General features: G+C 33.1%; 15 protein-coding genes and 1 tRNA gene. 7 read left to right on the top strand and 9 right to left on the bottom strand.

Annotated elements, in window-relative coordinates; translation table 11 throughout:
* Positions 1-179 precede the first annotated feature (179 nt).
* From Q1B37_RS10055 to Q1B37_RS10040, 4 genes are all read right to left on the bottom strand, one after another.
* Complete coding sequence (locus Q1B37_RS10055) at positions 180-2,951, bottom strand: ATP-binding protein (RefSeq protein ID WP_299898375.1); 2,772 nt, start codon at positions 2,949-2,951, stop codon at positions 180-182.
* Positions 2,952-3,015: 64 nt separating this feature from the next.
* Entirely contained in the window at positions 3,016-5,481 is a 2,466-nt protein-coding gene (locus tag Q1B37_RS10050; RefSeq protein WP_299898373.1) for a S8 family peptidase, read from the bottom strand.
* 3 nt (positions 5,482-5,484) lie between these two features.
* Positions 5,485-6,489 (bottom strand): AAA family ATPase, encoded by a 1,005-nt coding sequence (locus Q1B37_RS10045; RefSeq protein ID WP_299898370.1) that lies wholly within the window; start codon positions 6,487-6,489, stop codon positions 5,485-5,487.
* Between the two features lie 419 nt (positions 6,490-6,908).
* Positions 6,909-6,981: transfer RNA gene (locus Q1B37_RS10040), tRNA-Met, on the bottom strand.
* 322 nt (positions 6,982-7,303) lie between these two features.
* On the opposite strand from Q1B37_RS10040, the gene leuC reads away from it, so the two are divergent.
* From leuC to leuB, 4 genes are all read left to right on the top strand, one after another.
* Entirely contained in the window at positions 7,304-8,716 is a 1,413-nt protein-coding gene (gene leuC / locus Q1B37_RS10035) for a 3-isopropylmalate dehydratase large subunit (protein ID WP_299898369.1), read from the top strand.
* Between the two features lie 41 nt (positions 8,717-8,757).
* The gene (gene leuD, locus Q1B37_RS10030; RefSeq protein WP_299898368.1) at positions 8,758-9,354 is read left to right on the top strand and encodes a 3-isopropylmalate dehydratase small subunit; all 597 of its coding nucleotides are present in this window, start codon (positions 8,758-8,760) and stop codon (positions 9,352-9,354) included.
* A 137-nt stretch (positions 9,355-9,491) separates the two neighbouring features.
* On the top strand, positions 9,492-11,015 hold the full coding sequence (locus tag Q1B37_RS10025; protein ID WP_299898366.1) for an alpha-isopropylmalate synthase regulatory domain-containing protein: 1,524 nt from the start codon (positions 9,492-9,494) through the stop codon (positions 11,013-11,015).
* A gap of 121 nt (positions 11,016-11,136) precedes the next feature.
* A complete protein-coding gene (leuB, locus tag Q1B37_RS10020; RefSeq protein WP_299605895.1) occupies positions 11,137-12,195 on the top strand; it encodes a 3-isopropylmalate dehydrogenase in 1,059 nt (352 codons plus the stop codon).
* Positions 12,196-12,411: 216 nt separating this feature from the next.
* On the opposite strand, the gene Q1B37_RS10015 is transcribed toward leuB, so the two are convergent.
* Positions 12,412-13,230, bottom strand: coding sequence for a dolichyl-phosphate beta-glucosyltransferase (locus tag Q1B37_RS10015; RefSeq protein WP_299898364.1), 819 nt, complete (start codon positions 13,228-13,230; stop codon positions 12,412-12,414).
* A gap of 203 nt (positions 13,231-13,433) precedes the next feature.
* Here Q1B37_RS10015 and Q1B37_RS10010 point away from each other — a divergent pair, with 203 nt between their 5' ends.
* The 3 genes from Q1B37_RS10010 to Q1B37_RS10000 are packed head-to-tail and all read left to right on the top strand — an operon-like array spanning position 13,434 to position 19,293.
* Complete coding sequence (locus Q1B37_RS10010) at positions 13,434-16,520, top strand: hypothetical protein (RefSeq protein ID WP_299898363.1); 3,087 nt, start codon at positions 13,434-13,436, stop codon at positions 16,518-16,520.
* On the top strand, positions 16,520-17,752 hold the full coding sequence (locus Q1B37_RS10005) for a hypothetical protein (protein ID WP_299898362.1): 1,233 nt from the start codon (positions 16,520-16,522) through the stop codon (positions 17,750-17,752). The genes Q1B37_RS10010 and Q1B37_RS10005 overlap by 1 nt, the downstream gene beginning before the upstream one ends.
* Positions 17,749-19,293, top strand: a complete 1,545-nt coding sequence (locus Q1B37_RS10000; RefSeq protein ID WP_299898360.1) for a glycoside hydrolase family 2 TIM barrel-domain containing protein — start codon at positions 17,749-17,751, stop codon at positions 19,291-19,293. Before Q1B37_RS10005 ends, Q1B37_RS10000 begins: the two co-directional genes overlap by 4 nt.
* A 77-nt stretch (positions 19,294-19,370) precedes the next feature.
* Here the strand turns inward: Q1B37_RS10000 and Q1B37_RS09995 are convergent, their stop codons facing one another.
* From Q1B37_RS09995 to Q1B37_RS09980, 4 genes are all read right to left on the bottom strand, one after another.
* On the bottom strand, positions 19,371-20,594 hold the full coding sequence (locus Q1B37_RS09995; RefSeq protein ID WP_299898358.1) for a glycosyltransferase: 1,224 nt from the start codon (positions 20,592-20,594) through the stop codon (positions 19,371-19,373).
* Positions 20,595-20,715: 121 nt separating this feature from the next.
* The gene (locus Q1B37_RS09990; RefSeq protein ID WP_299898356.1) at positions 20,716-21,945 is read right to left on the bottom strand and encodes a sugar isomerase; all 1,230 of its coding nucleotides are present in this window, start codon (positions 21,943-21,945) and stop codon (positions 20,716-20,718) included.
* Positions 21,935-22,234: an STAS domain-containing protein gene (locus Q1B37_RS09985; RefSeq protein WP_299605881.1), complete on the bottom strand. Its 300-nt coding sequence runs from the start codon at positions 22,232-22,234 to the stop codon at positions 21,935-21,937. Before Q1B37_RS09985 ends, Q1B37_RS09990 begins: the two co-directional genes overlap by 11 nt.
* 28 nt (positions 22,235-22,262) lie before the next feature.
* The gene (locus Q1B37_RS09980; RefSeq protein ID WP_299898335.1) at positions 22,263-22,559 is read right to left on the bottom strand and encodes an STAS domain-containing protein; all 297 of its coding nucleotides are present in this window, start codon (positions 22,557-22,559) and stop codon (positions 22,263-22,265) included.
* Positions 22,560-22,817: the final 258 nt, after the last annotated feature.

The raw sequence follows: 22,817 nt of genomic DNA, 5'->3' as shown, positions 1-22,817 counted from the left end.
TTAATAATTTATGCAAAAAAACGGGGTGAGATATCTTCAAAATAAATCTTATAATGACAATCCAATTATCAGAAATACGACATAATCTATCAGAACTACGACAAGTCAATGACAACAGTGCTTAACAAAGAAATCAGTAGGTGAATTATACAGAAAACAGTAAGAATTTAAGACAGATATTAGTTTTTATATTGGTAATCGGTAGGACTACATCCATACTTTAATTTAAATCGCTCGGAAAAATAGGACGGACTATTAAAACCCACATCATACGCTACTTCTTGAATTCTGATACTCGAATCTTTTTTTAGTAGTTCAGCTCCTAATTCAAGTCTGTGAGATTCAATAAACTCTACAGGAGTTAACCCGGTTAGGGATTTTAACTTACGTTCTATGGTTCTTAAACTGGGATTAAGATGTCTACTAAATTCTTTTACATTAAATGAAGGATCGGTCAGCTTTTCATTAAAAACAATTTCAATTTTCTTCAAAAACTCTTTGTCCATTGGAGAGATGTCCAAAGGATTTATTTTGAAGATTGATTTTCCACTATACTTTTCCTGCAGCTTTTTTCTGGATTCTAGTACGTTTTTGACTTTGGCTACTAAAATTTTTTTACTAAAAGGTTTATAGATATAGTCGTTCGCTCCAGTCTCAATTCCCATAAGTTCATTTTCTTCACCTACCTTAGCAGTTAAAAGTATCACAGGAATATGGCTAGTAGATTCATTGTTTTTTAATTCCTTAGTTAGAGTGACACCATCTTTTACAGGCATCATAATATCCGAAATGATAATATCAGGGATATACTCTAAAGCTAGCTCTACACCATTCTGTCCATTATTTGCTATTACCACGTTAAAACTGTTTTCAAAAGCTTCTTTAAGAATTTTGGTAAGATCGACGTTATCTTCTACAATTAATAAAACCGGAACATCTTCAGAACTTATTTTATTTGATTTAATCGGTAATGATGGATCCAAATGAATTTGTAAATTTTTATTTTCATTTAATTCAGCATTCAGTATTTCTTCCTTCAGATAAACATCGTTAGATATTGGAATTTTTATACTAAAACAAGTCCATTTATTAAGCTTACTATCAACTTCAATTGAGCCTTTATGTAATTCTACTAATTCTTTAACTAAAGTTAAACCTATACCCGATCCTTCCTTATTCTCATCTACTTGATAGAATCTATCAAATATCCTGTTTAATTGTTCTTTAGATAGTCCGCTTCCAGTATTTTTTATTTCAAGATTTAACCAATTATCATCACTACTTGTACTTGCTTTCAGAATAACCGAACCTCTAATCGGAGTATACTTAAAAGCGTTTGATAAGAGGTTAACTACAATTTTCTCTACTACATCAGGATCAAAACGGGTTTTAGCACCTTCGCCTTCAGGAATTTTTATATCATAAGAAATGTTCTTTTTATTACTCAAATGAATGAAAGAATTTGCTATGAGATTTAGGAGATTATGAATATTACCATTCCTAACCTTAAGACTAAGACTTCCTGCTTCTATTCTTGACAAATCAAGTAATTGATCAACCAAATTCAATAAACGCTCATTATTTCTGTTGATCATTTCAAAATCAGAACGATCTTTTTCAGAAATACTATTGTCTTCCAACTTTTCCTGGATAGGTACTGAAATCAAAGTCAATGGTGTTCTAAACTCATGTGATATACTTGAAAAGAATTTACTTTTAAATTCATTAATCTGTCTTAGTTTGTCACTCTCTAATGCTTTTTTAAAGTTTCTAAGATCCAAATATGATATTACACTCATAAAAAGCGTCGTTTCTATAACTATAAGAGGTACCAGAATAAAGAAGTTGTCTAATACAAGACATAGTACATAACCGATAAGTAACATGATACTTCCTATAAAAATAATTGCAGTATATGTGAGTTTTCTCTTTACAAACATATATACTACAAATCCTAAACTTATCAGTGATAAAATATACACAGAGGTTTTCATTATATCTTCGTGATAAGGATAAAAGGGATTAGTGATAATTATAATATTATAGATAATTATGAATGTTATAAAGAGATAAATCGCAAAATTATAAACCGGATTAAGTTTTGGATAATACTGTTTGATATCAATAAACTGTTTAGCGAAAAACATATAACTCAAATTTGCCAGCATTTGGCAATTTTGATTCAAATAGAAATACAAGTTTGGATGTATTTCTGAATAAAAATTATAGAAATACGGAGTCCTATAACCATAATTAAATATTAGAAAAAAGAGGTACAAAGCGTAAGACAGAAAATATACTTTCCCCATAATCAAATAGTGCAAAAGCATAAAAACAAAAGATATCATTATCATCCCAATCAACAGAAAAAACTGAAAATCAAATGTTGTATGATCAATCAATCTTTTTCGAAACCCTATATTTTCATATAGAGGTTTCTTATTATAGGCTACTACATTACTTTGTTCGTTTACCGACTGTAGCCCATAAATAGTCATTGGTTTATTATGGGTGTAAAAGAGTTTTGAAAAATCAATATCTTTTGCCCTTACCAGTATTTTTGAAGATTCTTGTAGCGAAATTATTTTTTGGGTCGGATAGGAAAGTCCCGTTACAAAATGATCATATTCTTCATTTATTCTAGGGATGTATAGTGTAATTTTATCAGTTACAGCAAAGCTAAACTCAATATACTTTGGTGGTACATCAGTATTTAAGGTAAAAGAAAAGATATTCCAATACGAAGTGCCTATTTCAACATTTTTTATCTCCCTATTTGAAAATTCTTTTTTGTCAACTTTTAAAATATCATCTATAGTAAGTTCTTCTTTCGAAATATGGTAATGATTTTTGAAATTTTTAGGAACATTGACAGAGTCTAATACTATGTTCTGACTATTGCAGATTAAGACAGAAAATAAAAGAAAATAAGTAGTGAGTATATTGGGCACTTCAAAACATATTTTAGAGTAAATGATATAAAATTGAGTTCTAACTATAGATTAAAATAAATTGTTACACCTCAATTGGCAACTCAATTTCATTTTCGATTCTTATCGACTCATAAACATCGATATTTTCATTTAAAACTTCTATTGACACAATTATAGCATATGGAACAGCCTCAAGGTTTTTATCCCAGCTTTTATGACCTCTTACCGAAAAACTAAGTTCTTCAGGAAGATCATAGGATTTTAGAATAGCCCAGTCTTTTTGAACCGTACTATTATTTCTACTAAATCCTTCCACAGTACCCCAATCCCTATTTTCTCTAATTTTCCATGGAATAATATTCCGTTCTACATTTTCAGGAATTTGTATTTCTTGATCTTCTATCTCTTTTACAACTCTTTTGGTGAAGTTTTCTTGAGACTCCCCTAAATAAGAGCTGGTCCAATCTAACCAGGTAGCCAGATAAGATTTTGTTTTTTGTCTTGTTCTTCTAACTTTTGCGGTATATGATAACGTTACTTCAATCAATATATCATATTCATCCGCTTGATTCCTTAGATTTTCAGGTATCCTTAAAGAATAAATTTTCCCTTCTTCAGCTGCTATTGAATCCGTATTATAAAAAGTAATTCTTTGTGCGTTGTTGTTCGTAACCCTATCTATTGAAGGTAATCCATACCCAAAGTGTTTTACACTTTTATTTGTAGGATTTAAAAAGAAATCGTTAGGCAATCGTGATCCTTGCACTACAAGTGATTTAATAAGGTTAATATCTTCATCAGGATATATTTTCCTTAATTGAGCAACGATATGACTTACTTTAGGAGTAGCAAAAGAAGTTCCTACAGTATCTTTGCCGAAGGCATTGCCACCATGCAATGTGGATCGTATTAATTCTGTAGAAGTAAACTCATTCTCATTGATAGAGTTAATTCCGTTTTTCGAACGGATAAGTCCTCCACCAAATTCCACTACATCCGGTTTGATATGCTCCCAAATACCAGAACCAATTCTTGAGAAGCCAGAAACATCATATTCACTTCCTAATGAATACCAATTTTCATCTTCAAATGAGGTATGATTAATAGAGCCAACGACTAACCCAAAACTACTTTGTGCTGGATTAGCTAACCCACAGAAGGGTTTATCTAAATAATCCGGATAAGAAACTCCATTATTTATGTAATTTCTGATATCAGGTTTTCCAATATTACCTGCAGATATTACAAATAAAATACGATTGTCATGGATTAGAGAGTCAATTGTTGCAGCCCATAATGACATATGTTTTTTACGAAAAGGAACTTTAGAATTTATAGAAAGATTAAAGATTGAGCAATCTTTGTTTTCTTCCACAATTTTCATCATTAATTCTGCGGGAAATTTGTTTACAAGGGTATTATCTTGGTTTAAAACACGAAGGTTTCTTACGAAACAAGGAAGTTGATAATCCGCATCTATTTCTGATATACCATATGGATATAAAATTGCGCCTGCGACTTTTGTGCCATGTCCACCTCCTAAAACTTTGTCCATAGTTGAAGGATCACCTTCTACATATGATTTAGAATTATCGTTTACTATGGCAGGTGCTAAATATTTGTGTTCCTCCATAATACCACTATCAATAACTCCTATTTCTGGCGACCCTACTTCAGGAGGCAGAATATTGAAATCTATGTCCTCTCCTTCCTTAACATTCCCATCAACACCTCCAACTTCTTCTACTTCAGAAATATCAAAAACAAAAGGATAATTTTGAACTAAATCTTTTAGTCCCTTACCATTAATTTCAACTTCACAACCAAAGCTGTCAGAAAGATGAATAATACTACTTCTTAATTCACCATAATGATTTATAAAATTTTCAAAGCCTTCTTCACGATCCATTAGCAGTTCATCCCTTTCAATTAATTGATTTCTATACCTTTCAAGACGATCTACCCCTCCTCGCTTTTCAGGGTCAGGTTCTTTTCCGATAGGTTTGTCAAATGCAATACTTACTTCTAAAAGAAATATATCGTTGTCATCAATATTAGGCCATTTGGATAGAAGTTCTTCTGATAATATATGTTCAGCTTTCCAATTAGTATCATTTCCTTCAATAATTTCCCAAAACTCAGCAATTTTACCAGTACCATGTTTAGATTCGATGAAACCATTAATCTTTTCTTCTAAAGATTGTAATTTATCAAGAGATGCACCAATAATAAAACCATTTTCTTCCTCAGAAATGATTTCAATACCAAATTGTTTTAGTTCAAAGTCACTTGTTAATATATCGGGATTTATCTGTAAAAAAATAGGAACTACCTCAGAATCTATTGGAGCTAAACCTTGATCTTTTCTCTCTGAAAGCATTGTATTCCAGTCTTTTTTAATATTGCCAGTCTTGTTGAAAAGAAAGTCACTATGCCCTTGTCTATTGTCTTTATTTTTGGCAGTTCTTTCACTAGTTTCTCCACCTCCATATAATCGAGGTTTTCCTATAACTTTTTGAACAAATTTTAAATGTGGAAATTTTTCCATGTATTATTTATTAAAAGCTAAGTTTTCCTCTAGAGCTTTTAATAAATCGTCTGGTGATATTTCATTATTAGAACTAATAATGGAATTTTTAGCAGCATCAATGGCAATTTTTACTATCACTGCATAAGATAGACCCTGCATTCTTTCGGCGAAATCACTTAAATTGATGGATTTACTAAGCTTTAAGGCGGAAAAAGTAGTAGTTAGTAAATTCACTATTTCTTTCTTATTTGGTTTTGGCAACTCAATAAAATCATCAAACCTTCTAAATAAAGCATTATCTAAACTATCTTCTAAGTTAGTTGTAGCAATTAAGATGCCTTCTCCATCATACTCTTCTAGTAAACCTAATAGAATGTTCACAATACGATGAATTTCTCCAACATCACTAGATTTAACATCTCTTTGCTTACCTATTATGTCAAATTCATCTAAAAGTAACACACAAGGATAATCTTTAATACTTTCGAATAGCTTTTGAAGGTTAGCAGCAGATTCTCCCAAATAAGAAGATATAATTGAGTCAAAACGTACTTTATAAAAAGGTAAACCTAAATCCCAAGCAATTTTTTCTGCAGTCATGCTTTTTCCACATCCAGATGTTCCATACAGCAAAATCTTCTTTCTAGGTTTTAATCCGTGATGAGCTAGTCTTTCTCTCGCTAGATATTCTTTTTCAATTCGTAGAATTTTATTTTCTACCTCTGGAGAAAGTATCATTTGATGTCTTAAATGATCATGCTCAATATGAGTAGCTAGAGGTAACTTATATCTTCTATCAGCAGGAATTTTAAAATCAGCTTGCTTAGCAATTTTGAATCCTTTATTTATAGCTGATTTTTCTGACTTAGCTATATTGCTTTCTATTATATTACTAAGTTTATTTGCTAATTTAGAATGTCCTTTTTCCTCTTCGGCTCTAATAATACTGTACGCTATCTTGATCAAAGGAGTGTCTTTGTTTCCCTCAATGGATTTAAATAATCGAGTAAGTAGCGCTTGATTCATTTGAATAAAAGTCTAATACAAAACTACGAAATTTAATAAAACTATTTTTAAACTAACTTCTTAAGATTTGATAAATTACAGGTTTCCTAATTAATGTTAACAATACTAATACAAACATTTTTTTGAATTCTTTACTTTTATTTTATCAATATCCCAGGAAAGAAAAATTAAGCATCTTTTTGAGAAAAAATTAAAAATACCCCCCACCAAATCCCCCCACCTATATTATATAAATCAACTAAACCCTTGCCTTAAACAGAAATCAAAATATTCATTATCAATTATTTATATTCAAAATGAGGATAAAAAAAATTTGTGTCCTTCGGGTGGAGAAGACGAAAGTCACACTCATTTTCGGACAAAACTGGCCAAAAAAACAAAAGCTAAAATACTGAAATTCAATATTTTAGCTTTCTTCGTAGCGGGAGCAGGACTCGAACCTGCGACCTTCGGGTTATGAGCCCGACGAGCTGCCTACTGCTCTATCCCGCGCTATTGGACGGCAAATATACAACCTTTTTTAGCTTTACAAAGGATAATTAACAAAAAGTAACATTTTTTTTATCCTATCATTTCTTATAACCTGATTTTAAATCAAATACCAAAACAAAAAATATTGGTTTTTCCCAAAACCTCTATCTTTTTTATCAAATCATCTAAAATTTAAGCGAATTTTGAGATATATTTAAAACTACTCCTTACTTTACCATTTTATTAGCTGATATCTTCCATAACTCGTAAATTCACCTCCTTTTTAACATTTTAATAACAAGATGCTAAATGCATCGATTGTATTGCAGAAAAGATCGTAAAAATGAGTAAGACATTATTTGATAAGGTATGGGATTCCCATGTAGTTCGTAAAATAGAAAATGGACCCGATGTATTTTTTATTGATCGTCATTTCATTCACGAAGTAACTAGCCCAGTAGCATTTTTAGGATTAAAAAGTAGAGGGAATACAGTTTTATATCCAGAACGCACATTTGCAACCGCAGATCATAATACTCCAACTATTAATCAACATTTACCAGTAGAAGATCCGCTTTCTGCGAATCAACTAAAAGCCTTAGAAGAAAACGCAGCCGAATGGGGTATTTCACATTGGGGATTAGGACATAAAAAAAATGGAATTGTTCATGTAGTAGGTCCTGAAAATGGAATTACACTTCCAGGAGCTACGATTGTATGTGGAGATTCACACACCTCAACACACGGAGCTTTCGGGGCTATTGCCTTTGGAATAGGAACATCAGAGGTTGAAATGGTGCTATCTACACAATGTATCATGCAGCCTAAACCTAAAAAAATGCGGATCAATATAAATGGTGATCTTGGTTTTGGGGTAACACCAAAAGATGTTGCTTTATATATAATTTCTCAGCTAACCACTTCCGGTGCGACAGGATATTTTGTAGAATATGCAGGGGACGTTTTCAGAAATATGACCATGGAAGGTCGTATGACGGTTTGTAATCTTAGTATCGAAATGGGTGCAAGAGGAGGAATGGTAGCTCCCGATGACAAAACATTTGATTATATAAAGGAAAAGCCACTAACTCCAAAAGGTGAAGCTTGGGATACTGCTATGGAATATTGGAAAACACTTTATACCGATGAGGATGCAGTCTTTGATAAAGAATTGACTTTTAATGGTGCGGATATAGAACCTATGATTACCTATGGTACGAATCCAGGAATGGGAATCGGAATTACCAATCATATTCCGGATGCATCTACTGTAGAGGGAGGTGTTGCCACCTATAAAAAATCTTTAGGATATATGGATTTTAACGAGGGTGACGCTATGATTGGCAAACCTGTGGATTATGTATTCTTAGGAAGTTGTACCAACGGTAGAATCGAAGATTTTAGAGCCTTTGCTTCTATTGTAAAAGGAAAAAAGAAAGCAGAAAACATTACAGCCTGGTTAGTTCCAGGATCTCATGAAGTAGAAGACCTGATCAAAGAAGAAGGTTTACTAGACATTATAAAAGAAGCTGGATTTACACTTAGAGAACCTGGATGTTCAGCTTGTTTAGCAATGAATGCGGATAAAATCCCTGCAGGAAAACTTGCTGTTAGCACCTCCAACAGAAATTTTGAAGGAAGACAAGGACCAGGATCCAGAACTTTATTGGCTAGCCCACTAGTGGCTGCTGCCACTGCAGTAACTGGTGTCGTAACAGATCCTAGAACACTTTTAAAAGAACAAACATTAGCATAAATCGAATTCGAAATTCTTAATCGATATAATTCGCAATTAAAATGGCATACGATAAATTCAACATACTAACATCTACAGCGGTTCCATTACCAATAGAAAATGTAGATACAGATCAGATCATACCAGCTCGTTTCCTAAAAGCTACCGAACGTAAAGGTTTTGGAGACAACTTATTCAGAGACTGGAGATATCATAATGATGATACCCCTAAAGAAGATTTTGTATTAAATAATCCTACCTATAGTGGTAAAATACTAGTGGGTGGTAAAAACTTCGGTTCAGGGTCTTCCAGAGAACATGCTGCTTGGGCAGTTTATGACTATGGTTTTAGATGTGTAGTCTCTAGTTTCTTTGCAGATATTTTTAGAGGTAATTGTTTAAATATTGGGGTATTACCCGTTCAGGTAAGTCCAGAGTTTTTAGAACAAATCTTCAGTGCCATCGAAGCAGATCCTAAAACTGAAATAGAAGTAAGTTTACCAGAACAAACCATTACTATCAAAGCTACTGGAGCGTCAGAATCCTTTGAGATTAATAGTTATAAAAAAGAGAATATGCTTAATGGATATGATGATATTGACTATCTCACAAAAATGAAATCAGAGATTCAAGAATTTGCTGCTGCACGTCCTTTTTAATTAGAGTTTGGGCGTTCGAGCGGGCTATACGCTATATCTTTTTTCTTATTGTAGAAACGTCTTAATACAAAATTAGACTTCTAGACCAGAAGTAAAAAAGGATGCCGCTACTATCCCTAACGCAAAAGATGCTGAATATGAGTATACGATCAATCGAAATTATGGATACTACCCTCAGAGACGGAGAACAAACCTCTGGGATATCCTTTTCTGCTTCAGAAAAACTAACCATTGCGCGACTTTTGATAGAAGAATTAGGAGTAGATCGTATCGAGGTGGCTTCTGCTCGGGTATCAAAAGGTGAATTTGATGCGGTAAAAAATATCATCGATTGGGCAACTAACAATGGATACATTGATCAGGTAGAGATACTAACTTTTGTGGATGGTGGTAAATCTATCCAATGGATGAAAGATACCGGAGCTAAAGTGCAAAACCTATTAACCAAAGGATCTTTAAATCACCTTACGTATCAGTTAAAAAAAACTCCTGATGAACATTTTAAAGATATCGCAGAAGTTTTCAAAAAATCCAAAGAAGAAGGGATTACTACTAATGTATATCTAGAAGATTGGAGTAATGGTATGCGTAATTCTCCAGAATATGTATATCAGTTTTTAGACTTTTTAGCTACACAACCGGTAAAAAGAGTTTTATTACCGGATACATTGGGAGTTCTGATTCCTTCTGAAACAAACACTTATTTGTCGGCCTTAAGAAATAAATATCCTGATTTGCACTTTGATTTTCATGCCCACAATGATTATGATTTAGGAGTAGCCAATGCAATAGAAGGTGTAAAAGCTGGTGTTAATGGATTACACCTTACTATGAATGGTATGGGAGAACGAGCAGGAAATGCACCATTAGCAAGTGTCGTTGCGGTGATTAACGATTATCTTCCTGAGGTGCATATCAATGTAAATGAATTAGCTTTATATAAGGTAAGTAAATTGGTAGAAACCTTTTCAGGGTTTAAAATCCCAGCTAATAAACCTGTAGTTGGAGATAATGTGTTTACCCAAACAGCCGGAATACATGCTGATGGCGATAATAAACATAATCTTTATTTTAATGATCTCATGCCAGAGCGTTTTGGAAGAAAACGAAAATATGCCCTTGGCAAGACTTCTGGAAAAGCGAATATCGAAAAAAACCTTCAGGAACTTGGACTAAAACTAAGCCCAGAAGATATCAAGAAAGTTACACAGAAAATCATCAAACTGGGAGATAAAAAAGAGGTAGTGACTCAAGAGGATTTACCTTATATTATTTCCGATGTACTAGATAGTAACCTATACACCAAAAAGGTAAAAATCAAATCTTATGTTCTCAATCATGCAAAAGGCTTAAACCCTTCTGCCACGTTGGCTATTAAATTGGATGATGAAGTAATCGAAGAACATGCACAAGGTGATGGTCAGTACGATGCTTTTATGAATGCTTTAGCTAAAGTATATCAACGAAAAGACAAAAAGCTTCCTAAATTGATTGATTATGCAGTAAGAATACCACCAGGAAGTAATTCTGATGCCTTATGTGAAACAGTAATTACCTGGAGAACCGAAAGCAAAGAATTTGCCACCAGAGGATTAGATTCAGATCAAACGGTTTCCGCAATAAAAGCAACAGAAAAAATGCTGAACATTATTGAATTATAATAATATATAAAACCAAATTGTCAGTCTGAGCTTGTCGAAGACGATTTGGAATCAGAATATAATACTTCGACAAGCTCAGTATGACATAACTAGTAAATTACTATAAATTAGAATTAACAAAATGGAATTAAATATCGCGCTACTTGCCGGAGATGGTATTGGACCCGAAGTAATCGATCAAGCTGTAAAAGTATGTGATGCCGTTGCAAAAAAATACGACCACAAAATTAACTGGACATCCGCATTAACGGGTGCAGCTGCTATTGATGCTGTAGGAGAACCTTATCCTGATGAAACCCATGAAATATGCACCAACGCAGATGCTGTATTGTTTGGAGCTATTGGTCATCCTAGATTTGATAATGATCCTTCAGCAAAAGTACGCCCAGAACAAGGATTACTAAAAATGCGTCAAAAACTTGGATTATTCGCTAATGTACGTCCTACATTTACATTTCCATCATTAATAGATAAATCTCCCTTAAAACAAGAACGTATTGAAGGAACAGATTTAGTATTCTTGCGTGAATTAACAAGTGGTATCTATTTTGGAAAAAGAGGAAGAGAAGACAATGGTGAGACAGCTTATGATACTTGCACGTATACCCGCGAAGAAGTAAAAAGATTAGCCAAAAAAGGGTTTGAAATGGCAATGGCTCGTAACAAAAAATTATGTTGTGTAGACAAAGCTAATGTATTAGAGTCCTCTCGTTTGTGGAGAGAAACGGTACAAGCCATGGAAAAAGACTATCCTGAAGTGGAGGTTAGCTACGAGTTTGTAGACGCTGTAGCTATGAGATTAGTGCAATGGCCAAATTCTTATGATGTATTAATTACTGAAAATCTATTTGGAGATATTCTAACAGATGAAGCTTCTGTAATATCTGGATCTATGGGGTTAATGCCATCCGCTTCGCTTGGAGAGAAAACATCTTTATTCGAACCGATACACGGATCCTATCCACAGGCTGCAGGAAAAGATATTGCCAATCCATTGGCTACCGTATTATCTGCTGCTATGATGTTTGAAACTGCTTTTGGGCTTCAAGAAGAAGCGCAAGCTATTAAAAATGTCGTGGATAAGTCTCTAGAAGAAGGGATTGTTACCGAAGATTTAGCTGGTGATGCTAAAGCCTACAAAACTAGTGAAGTTGGAGATTGGTTGGTGAAACACATATAAATTACAAAACCAGCTAACCCGTTCCAAAAGTTAGCTGGTTTTCACTTTAACTATGCTTGCGGTAAAACTCTATTTCTTATTTACTTAACCCATTATTTACTAATATTCTACAAACAGTACATTACCGCAACCTCAACTTATGTAATTTTCTATTTCATATAGTATAATTTTGTATTAGATAATTATTTCTCTTTCTTTTCTGATTATTGAAGAATACTATGCTGCAATTGGCTGCGTTGTATTTCCATATATTTCCAACAAAGGCTCATAAGTAATAGAAGGATTAATGGTAAATGTTGATATCACATTATAATTAAACCAAATCAAGATTAACCGATATGGAATTTCTAAAGAATCCTTCAACCCTAATTTAGAATCTTCAATATGCACCCATCTTTTTAGAGGCTGTTCATATATCGCTTTGGTTATTTTGGATTTTCCAAAATACCGTTTCATTCTAATAAACATTTCTACATCAAAAAGCCATTTACTCAAAAAGCTCTCGGTAAATAGAATAGGTACTAATTCTGCCTTATAAACTTTTGCTCCACATTGTGTGTCGCTAATGGACAAACCCACGATTAAAACAATTAATATATTTATTACTTTAGAGATCAGCGCTCGTATCTTATCTTTTTCTATGGCTTTAGATGCATTTTTAGCTCTAGAACCAAATACAAAATTTAATTCATTATTTATTTCCAAAGTTTTTACTAAGTCACCAAAATCCTCAAAATCAGTAGAGAGATCAGCATCAATAAATCCTATATAATCTATATGATGATTGCTGTAAAAATATCTAGATCCTGATCTTACAGCGGCGGCTTTCCCTCCATTTTTTTTCATATCTATAATACTCACCTTAGATGGATTTGCTTCTTGTATTTCCTTTAACACATGGATGGTGTTGTCCTTACTTCCATCATTCACAAAACATAAATAATATTCATTTTCCTGTTGTACAAATTTGATAAACGCATTTTTATTTAATCTTTTTTCCTCGTTATAACATGGTATAATAATTCCAGTTTTCATGATACATTCTTTTGGGTTTTGATTCAAAAGTATGTTGAAGCGGCACCGAATATTGGACTATTTCGATCACTGAAAAAAAGCTATCGACGAATGGTTTTTGTCTAAAGACATACCACTCGTCGAATCCAAAAGCTTTATTGTATATTTAGTTTTAGCAAACTTTAGTTTATATTTAAAGGGAAGTTTCCGCTTACGGTTATTGGATGGATAAAAAAAACACAAACAAATATTTAATTAGTGCAATACTTATTGGGATCTTATTCCATGGATCTAGTATCTTCTTTACCATAGAAACTACTTATGATGCCTTAATTCATCTTTTCTTTGCCGATCACTATGCCAATAGCTGGTTCGATCCATGGAGTTATAGTTGGTATACAGGGTTTACGGTTCAGGGATATCCTCCTCTGGTACATCAAAGCATTGGACTGTTTTCATTAATCGGCGGACTTAAGTTTGGTCTATTTTCTGTGGCTTTCATTGCTATTTTACTTTTTATAACCGGAGTATATCGATATTCTCTTCTAATAACTGGCAAAAGGAATGTGGCGGGTTATGCTGCACTTGTTGCAGTATTTTCATCTTCTTTTGTAGAAACGCTTCATATCTTCGGACAACTGCCAAGTATTGTAGGTGTTTCCGTTTTAATGCACGCATTACCAGAAATATATTTATGGATTAAAACCGGTAAGTATACCTATTTAATTAGAGCATTTAGTTTATTAGCGGTTACTGTTACCTCGCATCATGTTACTCCTATTTTTGGAATGGTATTTTTTATATTTCCGTTAATCGGTATGGTAATCATGGATAGTGCAAAAGACAAGGTTGATTCCTATCGAGCAGTACGATTTAAACATTTTCTACAAACTTTCTTTAAGCTGTTTTGGAGAATTGTAAGTTTTGGTTTCGGTTCTTTATTCCTTATTATTTTTTGTATCCTACCCTACTGGATTAATACCAAGAATAACCCTATCACTCAGGTCCCTATTCCTCATGGTTCAAGAGATAATTTCTTAGAAGTTACTTCTTCTGGATTGGTGTTTTTCACAATTCCTTGGGGTATTATTTTATTTATTTTCCCCTATTTATTTTATAGATATTATAGTAAACGATACTTGTTTTTTGGCCTTTCACTTACCTTATTAAGTATTCTAGGAACTGGTGGCACCACTCCAATCCCAAAAATGATGTTGGGGGATAATGCCTTTAATATTCTTACGTTGGATAGATTTACTCTTTGGGGTTCTATTATGGCACTTCCTATCTTCGGTGAATTTTGTTATCGATTTATAGAAGGTGATATAAAAAATAAAATTCAACAAAAATTTGGAAGCGTGTATCACCGAATCCTCGGAGGAGCTTTTGCTGGAGCTTATATTTTTGTCTGCATTTTTACGATGAGTTTGGGTTATTTTAGACCTTCGCAGCCACAGAAAATTAAAATGCTTCCAATCTTAAATTTCCTAAAACAAGATCAACACGATCACTGGCGGTACCTTCCGTTGGGGTTTGGCGATCAGATGGCATGGCTTTCTGCGCAAACGAATGCCATGACCGTAGATGGTAACTACCACTCTGCAAGAAGACTTCCCGAACTAACATCGAGAGCCGTAGAACGATTAGAGAATTCTAAATTTAGAGGCGTAGAAGGCATTGGCTCTTTACAGCAATTCTTAACTGTACCAGAGAAATACAATCTCAAATACGTATTCTCCAATGATAAGTTTTATGATCCAGTTCTCTTCTTCTGTGGTTGGCAACGTCTAAGACAACTAGAAAATGGGATTATGGTATGGGAAAAACTAAATGTCCCACCCATTCCTAATATTATCCCTAAAGATGATGTGGCATTACCTCTAAAATTAATGTGGGGACTTATTCCTGTAACTACTGTACTTATTGCCTTTATCATCAACATACAATTCATTTGGATAAGAGCCTTAAAAACAAAAGAACGAAGTCTCCTTGACTTTTATAATTATCGTATTCAATATGGTGATTTCAAAAATTATATGATCCGTCTACAACATATTTGGGTTGTTTTCCTATTAGGTGTGATAGCTTTTGGATTTTATATTTTCTATCTCAAAAATGCCACACAAATTAGTCCAGAAAACATAGTCAAATCCTATTATGATGCGCTGGATTTTAAAGAATTTAAACGAGCTTACAGCTATATAGATCCCGAAAGTGATAAAAAGGAAGAACAATATATGCTAGAAATAGCAGTAACGGATGGTTTATTAAGTTCTTATGCCAAAATGGATGAGATTACTGTTGATATTTTGGAACAAACAGATAGTACAGCAAAAGCCAAAGCTACTACCTACTGGATTACTCCATTAGAACGTATTGATAAAGTATTTTATCATGAATTGGTGAAGCATAAAGGAAAGTGGTTTGTAAAACCTCCTAATTATGATCTTGATATTCCACCGGATCAATTGTTTTCGCAAAACAAAACGCAATTCTATAACCATGGAAGAAGACGAATCTCTTCTGAACAAACTTTCCATGAAGATGTATTGAAACAACCAGTGCTGGAGGTTCTGAAAGCCAATCTAATTCAGAATGACACTACCTATACCATTGTAGGTGAGATACAAAATGTTGACAATGTGCCTGCAGACGTAGTTATAAAAGCAACTTTATATAATAAGGAAAATGAAGAATTAGCTATTTATAATGCTAAAGATCAAATAAAACACAAACTTGTACCTAAAGAGATTACCAGTTTTAGAGTTAATTTTGAGGGAATTGCCTGGATGAATTCTGATAAACCTAAAACTTTTAACCCAGATGAATTTACAGCTATAGAACTCGCTGATATACCGACCACTTTTAATTTGCAATGCGCAGGAAATGTTGCTACCACTGATTTGTACAAAGGACTATCGATCTCTGAAATTAAAATAAGTAACAAGAAAGTTAGAGGTATTTTATTCAACTCTGGTTTACAAGAAGTTACTATACCTCAATTAATTATTTCTTATTACAACAGTGATAAAGAACTCATTTGGGTTGATCATTCTTATGTAAGAGAAGGTATCCGACCTCAACGTAAAAAGGTGTTCGAATTTGAATTAAAAGAGTTAGAATGTATCAATTCCTTAAGTCAGGATATGGAAAATATTTATATAAATGGATTACCTAATAAAGCAATCAGTCATAAAGTAACACCTAATAGACGAATTAAACAAGATGATTATATCCTCATCCCTATCGAAGGCAAAGGATATGATTATATAAAAGTAGAAATAAACAATTATATCGGAGCTCCTTATTAATGAAATTAAATATTTATCCATATCTGTTAGTTGCAATTGTATTGGTTTTTGGATTTACGATCCACACAACCCATACGGATACTGTTATGGATAAGGAAATTGTTCTATTCGATGCAAAAGATGAATATACCGCCGGAGAAGAAATCGTTTTAAAATTTAAATACGATACCATAGAAAATTTGGTATTAGCAATCCAAAGTTCTTATGGCACTACATTACTTACACCAGAAAAACAGCTTGATTTTGTAGTTTTTAAAATCCCAGAATTTGTATCTAAAAAGAGAGGAATACTTAATTATCATCTCGTTAAAAACAAAAAAAACATATATACTGGAGAATGCTACATTACTGCGATGACTGATATAAAAGAACCATTAGAATCTTACTTAGGTCCTCCAAGCATTACTGCAGGAGGTACTGATTACAGTATGCTTTCCATCATTGCTTCAGATCGCTACGATAATCCTGTGAAGGATAGCACTCTAATCGTCGTCAAACATCAATTCTTAGACAAAGAAATTGACGATGATATTTACAGTAAAGATTTTATCGTTTGGAAAAACATATTTTCCTATGAAAAATCTGGAAGAATACTGGTAAGTGCAAATTTGGATAACATCCCCTCTAAAGAGTTTTCATTGGATGTATTCCCTTCTCAAGGACAGGATTTTGAATTATTTGTGAACACAAAACATAATTATGCTGACGGCAATCAAATTGCAGAATTTTTTACCTCAACAATAAAAGATGAATTTGGGAACATTATCAGTGATGGTCGTATTGTAGAATTTAGCATTCTAAAGGACAATAAAGAAAGGTTACGCACCTCAGGAACTACCATAGATGGTGTAGCAAAAGGCTTTATGGTGCATCCTGATCAAAAATCAACCTGGAATGCTCAGGCTTTTATTCCTGAAATGGCAGAAAGTAATAGTATCGAACTAAATTTTGAAGCTGCCGTTTCTGATTATAAGGTCTTTTTTAAAGAACAAAATAGAACTATAGAAATTGGTCCTATTGTAAGTTTCATGGATCAAATCATACCAGATGGAGCTCTAATCACTTTGGATATCTATCAGAATGATCAATTAATTGAAACGATAACTGAATTTTCATCCAAAGGATTTGTGAATTTTCACCTATCCGAGGATTTCTTTCCAAAGGGAATTTATACCTTAGAGATCAAGGGAATGGGAGTACATAAAAAATATGATCGCATCGAATTAGAATGAAGAAAAAGAATAAAATGATATACAGGTCTTTCATTATCACATCATTTATTGCTATAAATGCCTTAATCCTTTTTGGAATAAGTCAAACGTTATCATTTCTTAGCACTGGTGCAGATCGTTCTATGATGCTACATATCGGTGTGAAAAATAAGCAAGCGTATATTCCCAAAGTCGAATGGAAAGACACTATAAATCCTGCTCGACCGATCGAAAAACAAACCATGTATGATATCCAAAAAGATTATGTGAATTCGTGGTACGTTAGAAACGTAGGATATGCTACTTATGACTCCTTAGGTATTTTTGATTTTTATACCGAAAGCGCCCGAAAGAACTTAGTTGATGGAATTCATTTTAATAAGACAAATGACGTACAAATTGTGAGTACCACATTAGACCATCATCTTGCTCTAGACTTTTATAGCGCAGATGGGCAGTTAGTAGTATTTGAAGATCAAAACGTAAGATCTTACACCCAAAGTTTTAAAGAAAACAACTTGCAATATGAAACTACTTCGGTAGCAAGTTATAAAATTGCAATGCTTCTAGAAGACGGGTTTTGGAGAGTACGACATATTGTAAAACAACCTAATATCACAGTTATTGACACCAATACACAAAAAGAATCTCCATATATCCGAGGAAACCAAATTATTGTAGACAATACACCTTATCAAATAAAAGGTATCAATTATTATCCGCAAGATACTCCATGGAATATGTTTGGTGAAGAATTTGATATTGATATTATCCAAAAGGATTTTAAAATTATTAAAGATGCTGGATTAAATACCATCAGAATATTTGTTCCCTACGAAGATTTTGGCAAAGAATATGTACTAGCAGACAAACTCATAAAGCTAAAAGAAGTGATGGATCTGGCAGAAAAGAATAGTCTAAAAGTCGTACTTACGCTCTTCGATTTCTATGGTAATTATGATATAAACGATTGGACCTTTACGCATAGACATGCTGAGCAAATCGTAAGTAGTATCAAAGAGCACCCAGCGCTTCTTATGTGGGATATAAAAAACGAACCTAATCTTGATTTTGAAAGCAGAACAAAAGAAACCGTTCTTGCCTGGTTAAAAGAAATGATTCATCAAATACGCACTATAGATACAGAACATCCCATAACTATTGGTTGGTCTTCTATAGAAACTGCAGATATTCTGAGTGAAGATGTGGATATTGTATCTTTTCATTATTATAAAGATTTGACTCAGTTTCAGGATATCTTTAAAACTATATCATCTTTAGAAAAGCCACTCGTTTTGCAAGAATTTGGGTTGTCTTCTGATAAAGGATTGTGGGCTCCCTTCGGGAATAATGAAGAAGATCAGGCAGCGTATCATGAGGCATTTTTAAAAATCATCCAACAACATGAATTACACTATTTATCTTGGACATTGTATGATTTTAATAAAATCCCAACAGATGTAGTTGGAAGATTGCCTTGGAGAAAAAATGCACAAAAGCATTTTGGATTTATTGATGCAGATGGAAATAAAAAAGATGCTTTCCAATTTATAAGTTATTGAAAAACATCTTTTTGAAAAAAACATCAAAACACTTAATTATTATGGCTTAAGTCATTCTATTAAGATAATGACAGTACTTAAACCGATATTCCTTGTAATTCTTTTTCCTCTTTCTTTTTCTTACTTTTTCCGTTTTTAATACTTTTAAATGAGTCTATATACATTTTGGTTATCCTGCTCATTGGAAATGCGGTAGCCGCTTGATAATTTGCTTTTGCCAATTGATTTCTATATGCTTTATCTACCACGATCTTTTGTATTGCTGTAGCCAAACTATCCGTACTTTGAGGATCAAAAAACTCACCTCTATATCCTTCTTCTTTTACTAATATGCTCAGGTCTCCTAAATCCGGCATTACCACTGCTTTCCCATAGCTTCCTGCCTGATGTAATACTCCAGAACTTCCAGTAGTAGATGTATATGGAAATACTACCATAGCACTTTCTCCAAAAATTACTGGCACATCTTCTTCTTCTACATAGCCTGTAAATGTTAGCTGTGGTATATCCTGATATTGTTTTTGTACATTTTCTAAATATCCTGGTGTATTCGGGTTATCGGTTCCCGCGATGACCACTTCCAGATCCACTCCGGTTTCTTTTCTCACTTTTTTAACAGCATCGATTAAGATTTCTACTTTTTTATAAGTCCCAAACTTTCCGAAAGTCATTATTTTTAATGGTCCTTCTGGTAATTCGTACGAAGGTTCTCTGGGAATTTCGAAAGTTCCATGAGGAATCAAAACCACATTCTTCGCGTTATATTTTTTCTCTAATATTTCCACATATTTACTAATCGTTACTGCCACACGATCGGAAGCTAAAACAAACCTTGTTAAGACTGTTCCAATAAAATTGAAAATTGCTTTTAAGAAAACATTATTTGTAAAACCAGCTTTGCCTAGATCTACCTGTTCCATGATATTATGTAATAAGACAATCGTTGGTATCTTTTTCATTTTGCATAAGAACGGTAATAGCAGTCCTAGTGCCGCAACTATCTTTTTATCTCCGAACTTCATAAACTGAAGATTGAATAAAATAGCTTCAGGTTTTGTCTCTTTAACTGCTTTCATGACAGTTCTAATACTCTTATAACTATTAAATTTCCAACATTGTTTTACAGTAACGCTGCAACCTTCTGTTTCAAAATCTAAATTTGCTTCTTCTTCGGTAATATCAGTTAATAAAACCAATTCTGTAATTTCCGCTTGCTGTCTAAAATGTTTTACTAAATGAAATGCATATTCATTTAGAGTCACCTTACTTGGTGGATATGCTGTTACGATTGCTAATTTCATGTGTTTTGATTGTATGTTGATGTAAATTTCTTTTTTATTTATCTATTTGTCTTTTGATATTCGTTGGGTTACCGTTTTACTTCGATCAATAACATTTTTACTTCTTTCATCTATTTCATTACTACTTTTTAAAAAAGAAGTATATCAACTGAATTACTAATAAAACAGCCATCGCAATTATCTGCACAACCACCACTTCTAATAAAGAACTATGAAAAAATACGATGAGTAAAATCTGTGAAATTCCTAATAAACCAGAAACGACTACAGGCATATATTGATCCAATGACAAAAAATAGTACGCGAATATATTAGACACCGCAAATAATGCTGTTGCTATAGCGTATTTCCATAATAAAGGAGCCATAGATAGGTATGCATCACCAAATAATAAATGAATCGCTAATTCTGGAAATAGATAACATCCTAAAACAACAACGGATGCTAGACCTACTACATAACCAACATATTTAACCAAAATTGGTGCAGTAGCTTCTCCTAGTTTTTTCTTTTCTATAACCGCTGGAAGTAATAGCATTACAAACATCCAGGTAACAAAATAGACTACACGTCCGATTAATGCTAAAGAGGCGTATAATCCTGCATCATATTCTGGGAAATAATGCTTCACTAATAAGATATCACTATTATTGATAATGATCTGAGTCAACTCATAAAATGCAGTAAGCACAAAAAACTTACTAATCTGACTAGACTGCTCTTTACTTAGTACATTCTTTACCTTAAGCACAAAGTTTTCTTTCTTAAATGGTAATAACCCAAAAAAGAAGGATGCAAAGATTCCTATGACTACTAAAATTGATGAGCTTACGGTAGTGATGGTAAAAATCAATAAAAGTGTAATGGCTAATCTACTAAACATTTCTCCCTGATAGGTCCAGGCAAGTTTTTCGAATCGTTTGGTACCTTGATAAAAACCACGATTTACACTCATGATAAAATACACAGGTACTCCCAATCCAAAAATGGTAAACATCAAAGAAGATTTAGTATTAAATAATTGCTGTAACTCTCCAGAAAATACAACCATAGCGGCTCCGATGACAATACCAGTAATACCTGCATATTTATAAATAAGAGCAATGAAACTTTTAAAAGTAGCATTCTCAAACAACACAGAAAATTTTGCCGTAGCTAATTGAAAAGTCATAGCAACAAAGGATAACACTAACAAAAAAGTGATCAACAAGGCTGCATCTGCAAACATTTCTGGACCAAGAATTCTTCCTAACAAAAGGTTATAAAGATAATTCCCAGCATTCACTACGATAACACTAAGCATAAATTTTTGCTCTGATGTTAGTTTTGGAACCAATGTGCTAATAGTCATTTCTAAAAATATGGTTGAGTTTATTTGATTTTAAGGTCATAAACACCTTCTTATTTTTCTTTCCTAATACAAATAATACTTTCTTTCTACGCTGCGCTTTGGCATAAATGCCTTGTAACACCTGTAAAGCTTTTTTATCTATCTTCTTTACTTTTTTTAGACACATTACTACTTCTTCATAATGATCTAATAAGTAATTAAAATGATCTTTTACCTTATGGACATTCTCGGAAGTAAAATCTCCTACTACTTCCATGCGTCCTCTTACATTATTTATTTCTAATTCCATTTGGGGCTAATTTTGGGATTAGTAATAATTACAGAGACTCCTTTCTTATAACATAATTTACTTTACCAAAGGCCTTTTTTATAATGGCATTCTCTGCTCCAATCAAATAGAATATCTTATTGTTTTTAACTGCTCTTCTGTATAAATTGCTAAGTACTTGGATTCCTTGCGTATCAATCCTCTTTACCTTATCCAAGGATAATACGATTTGCTCTGACGAAAGCATTAATTGTTCGAAATGATTTTTTACAGATAAAGCGTTCTTACCTACTACATTTCCTTCTAGTTCAAAAATTCCGTATCGGTGTGTTATTTTTAGGGCCATAATAATTTAGTTTTTGATTACTCTCAATATCTTTATTCTTTTCTACAATATTCTCTTGTTTTAGACCAGATACTTTTTATGATCGACGAATGACAAATATCATTAGATGAAGTATTTACCATCAGCGCCATTTTAAAACAAACATCTATGGTATTGTGCAATAGAACTATATACTATCATAAATTGGTCTAAAAGTTTTTTAAAGAATACATAACATATATTTTTAAATCATATACGTTCTTCAAAAGCACTTTAGCA

The organism is uncultured Aquimarina sp. (genome assembly GCF_947492965.1).
Classification (GTDB): Bacteria; Bacteroidota; Bacteroidia; order Flavobacteriales; family Flavobacteriaceae; genus Aquimarina.
This window is presented reverse-complemented; position numbering and strand designations above follow the sequence as displayed.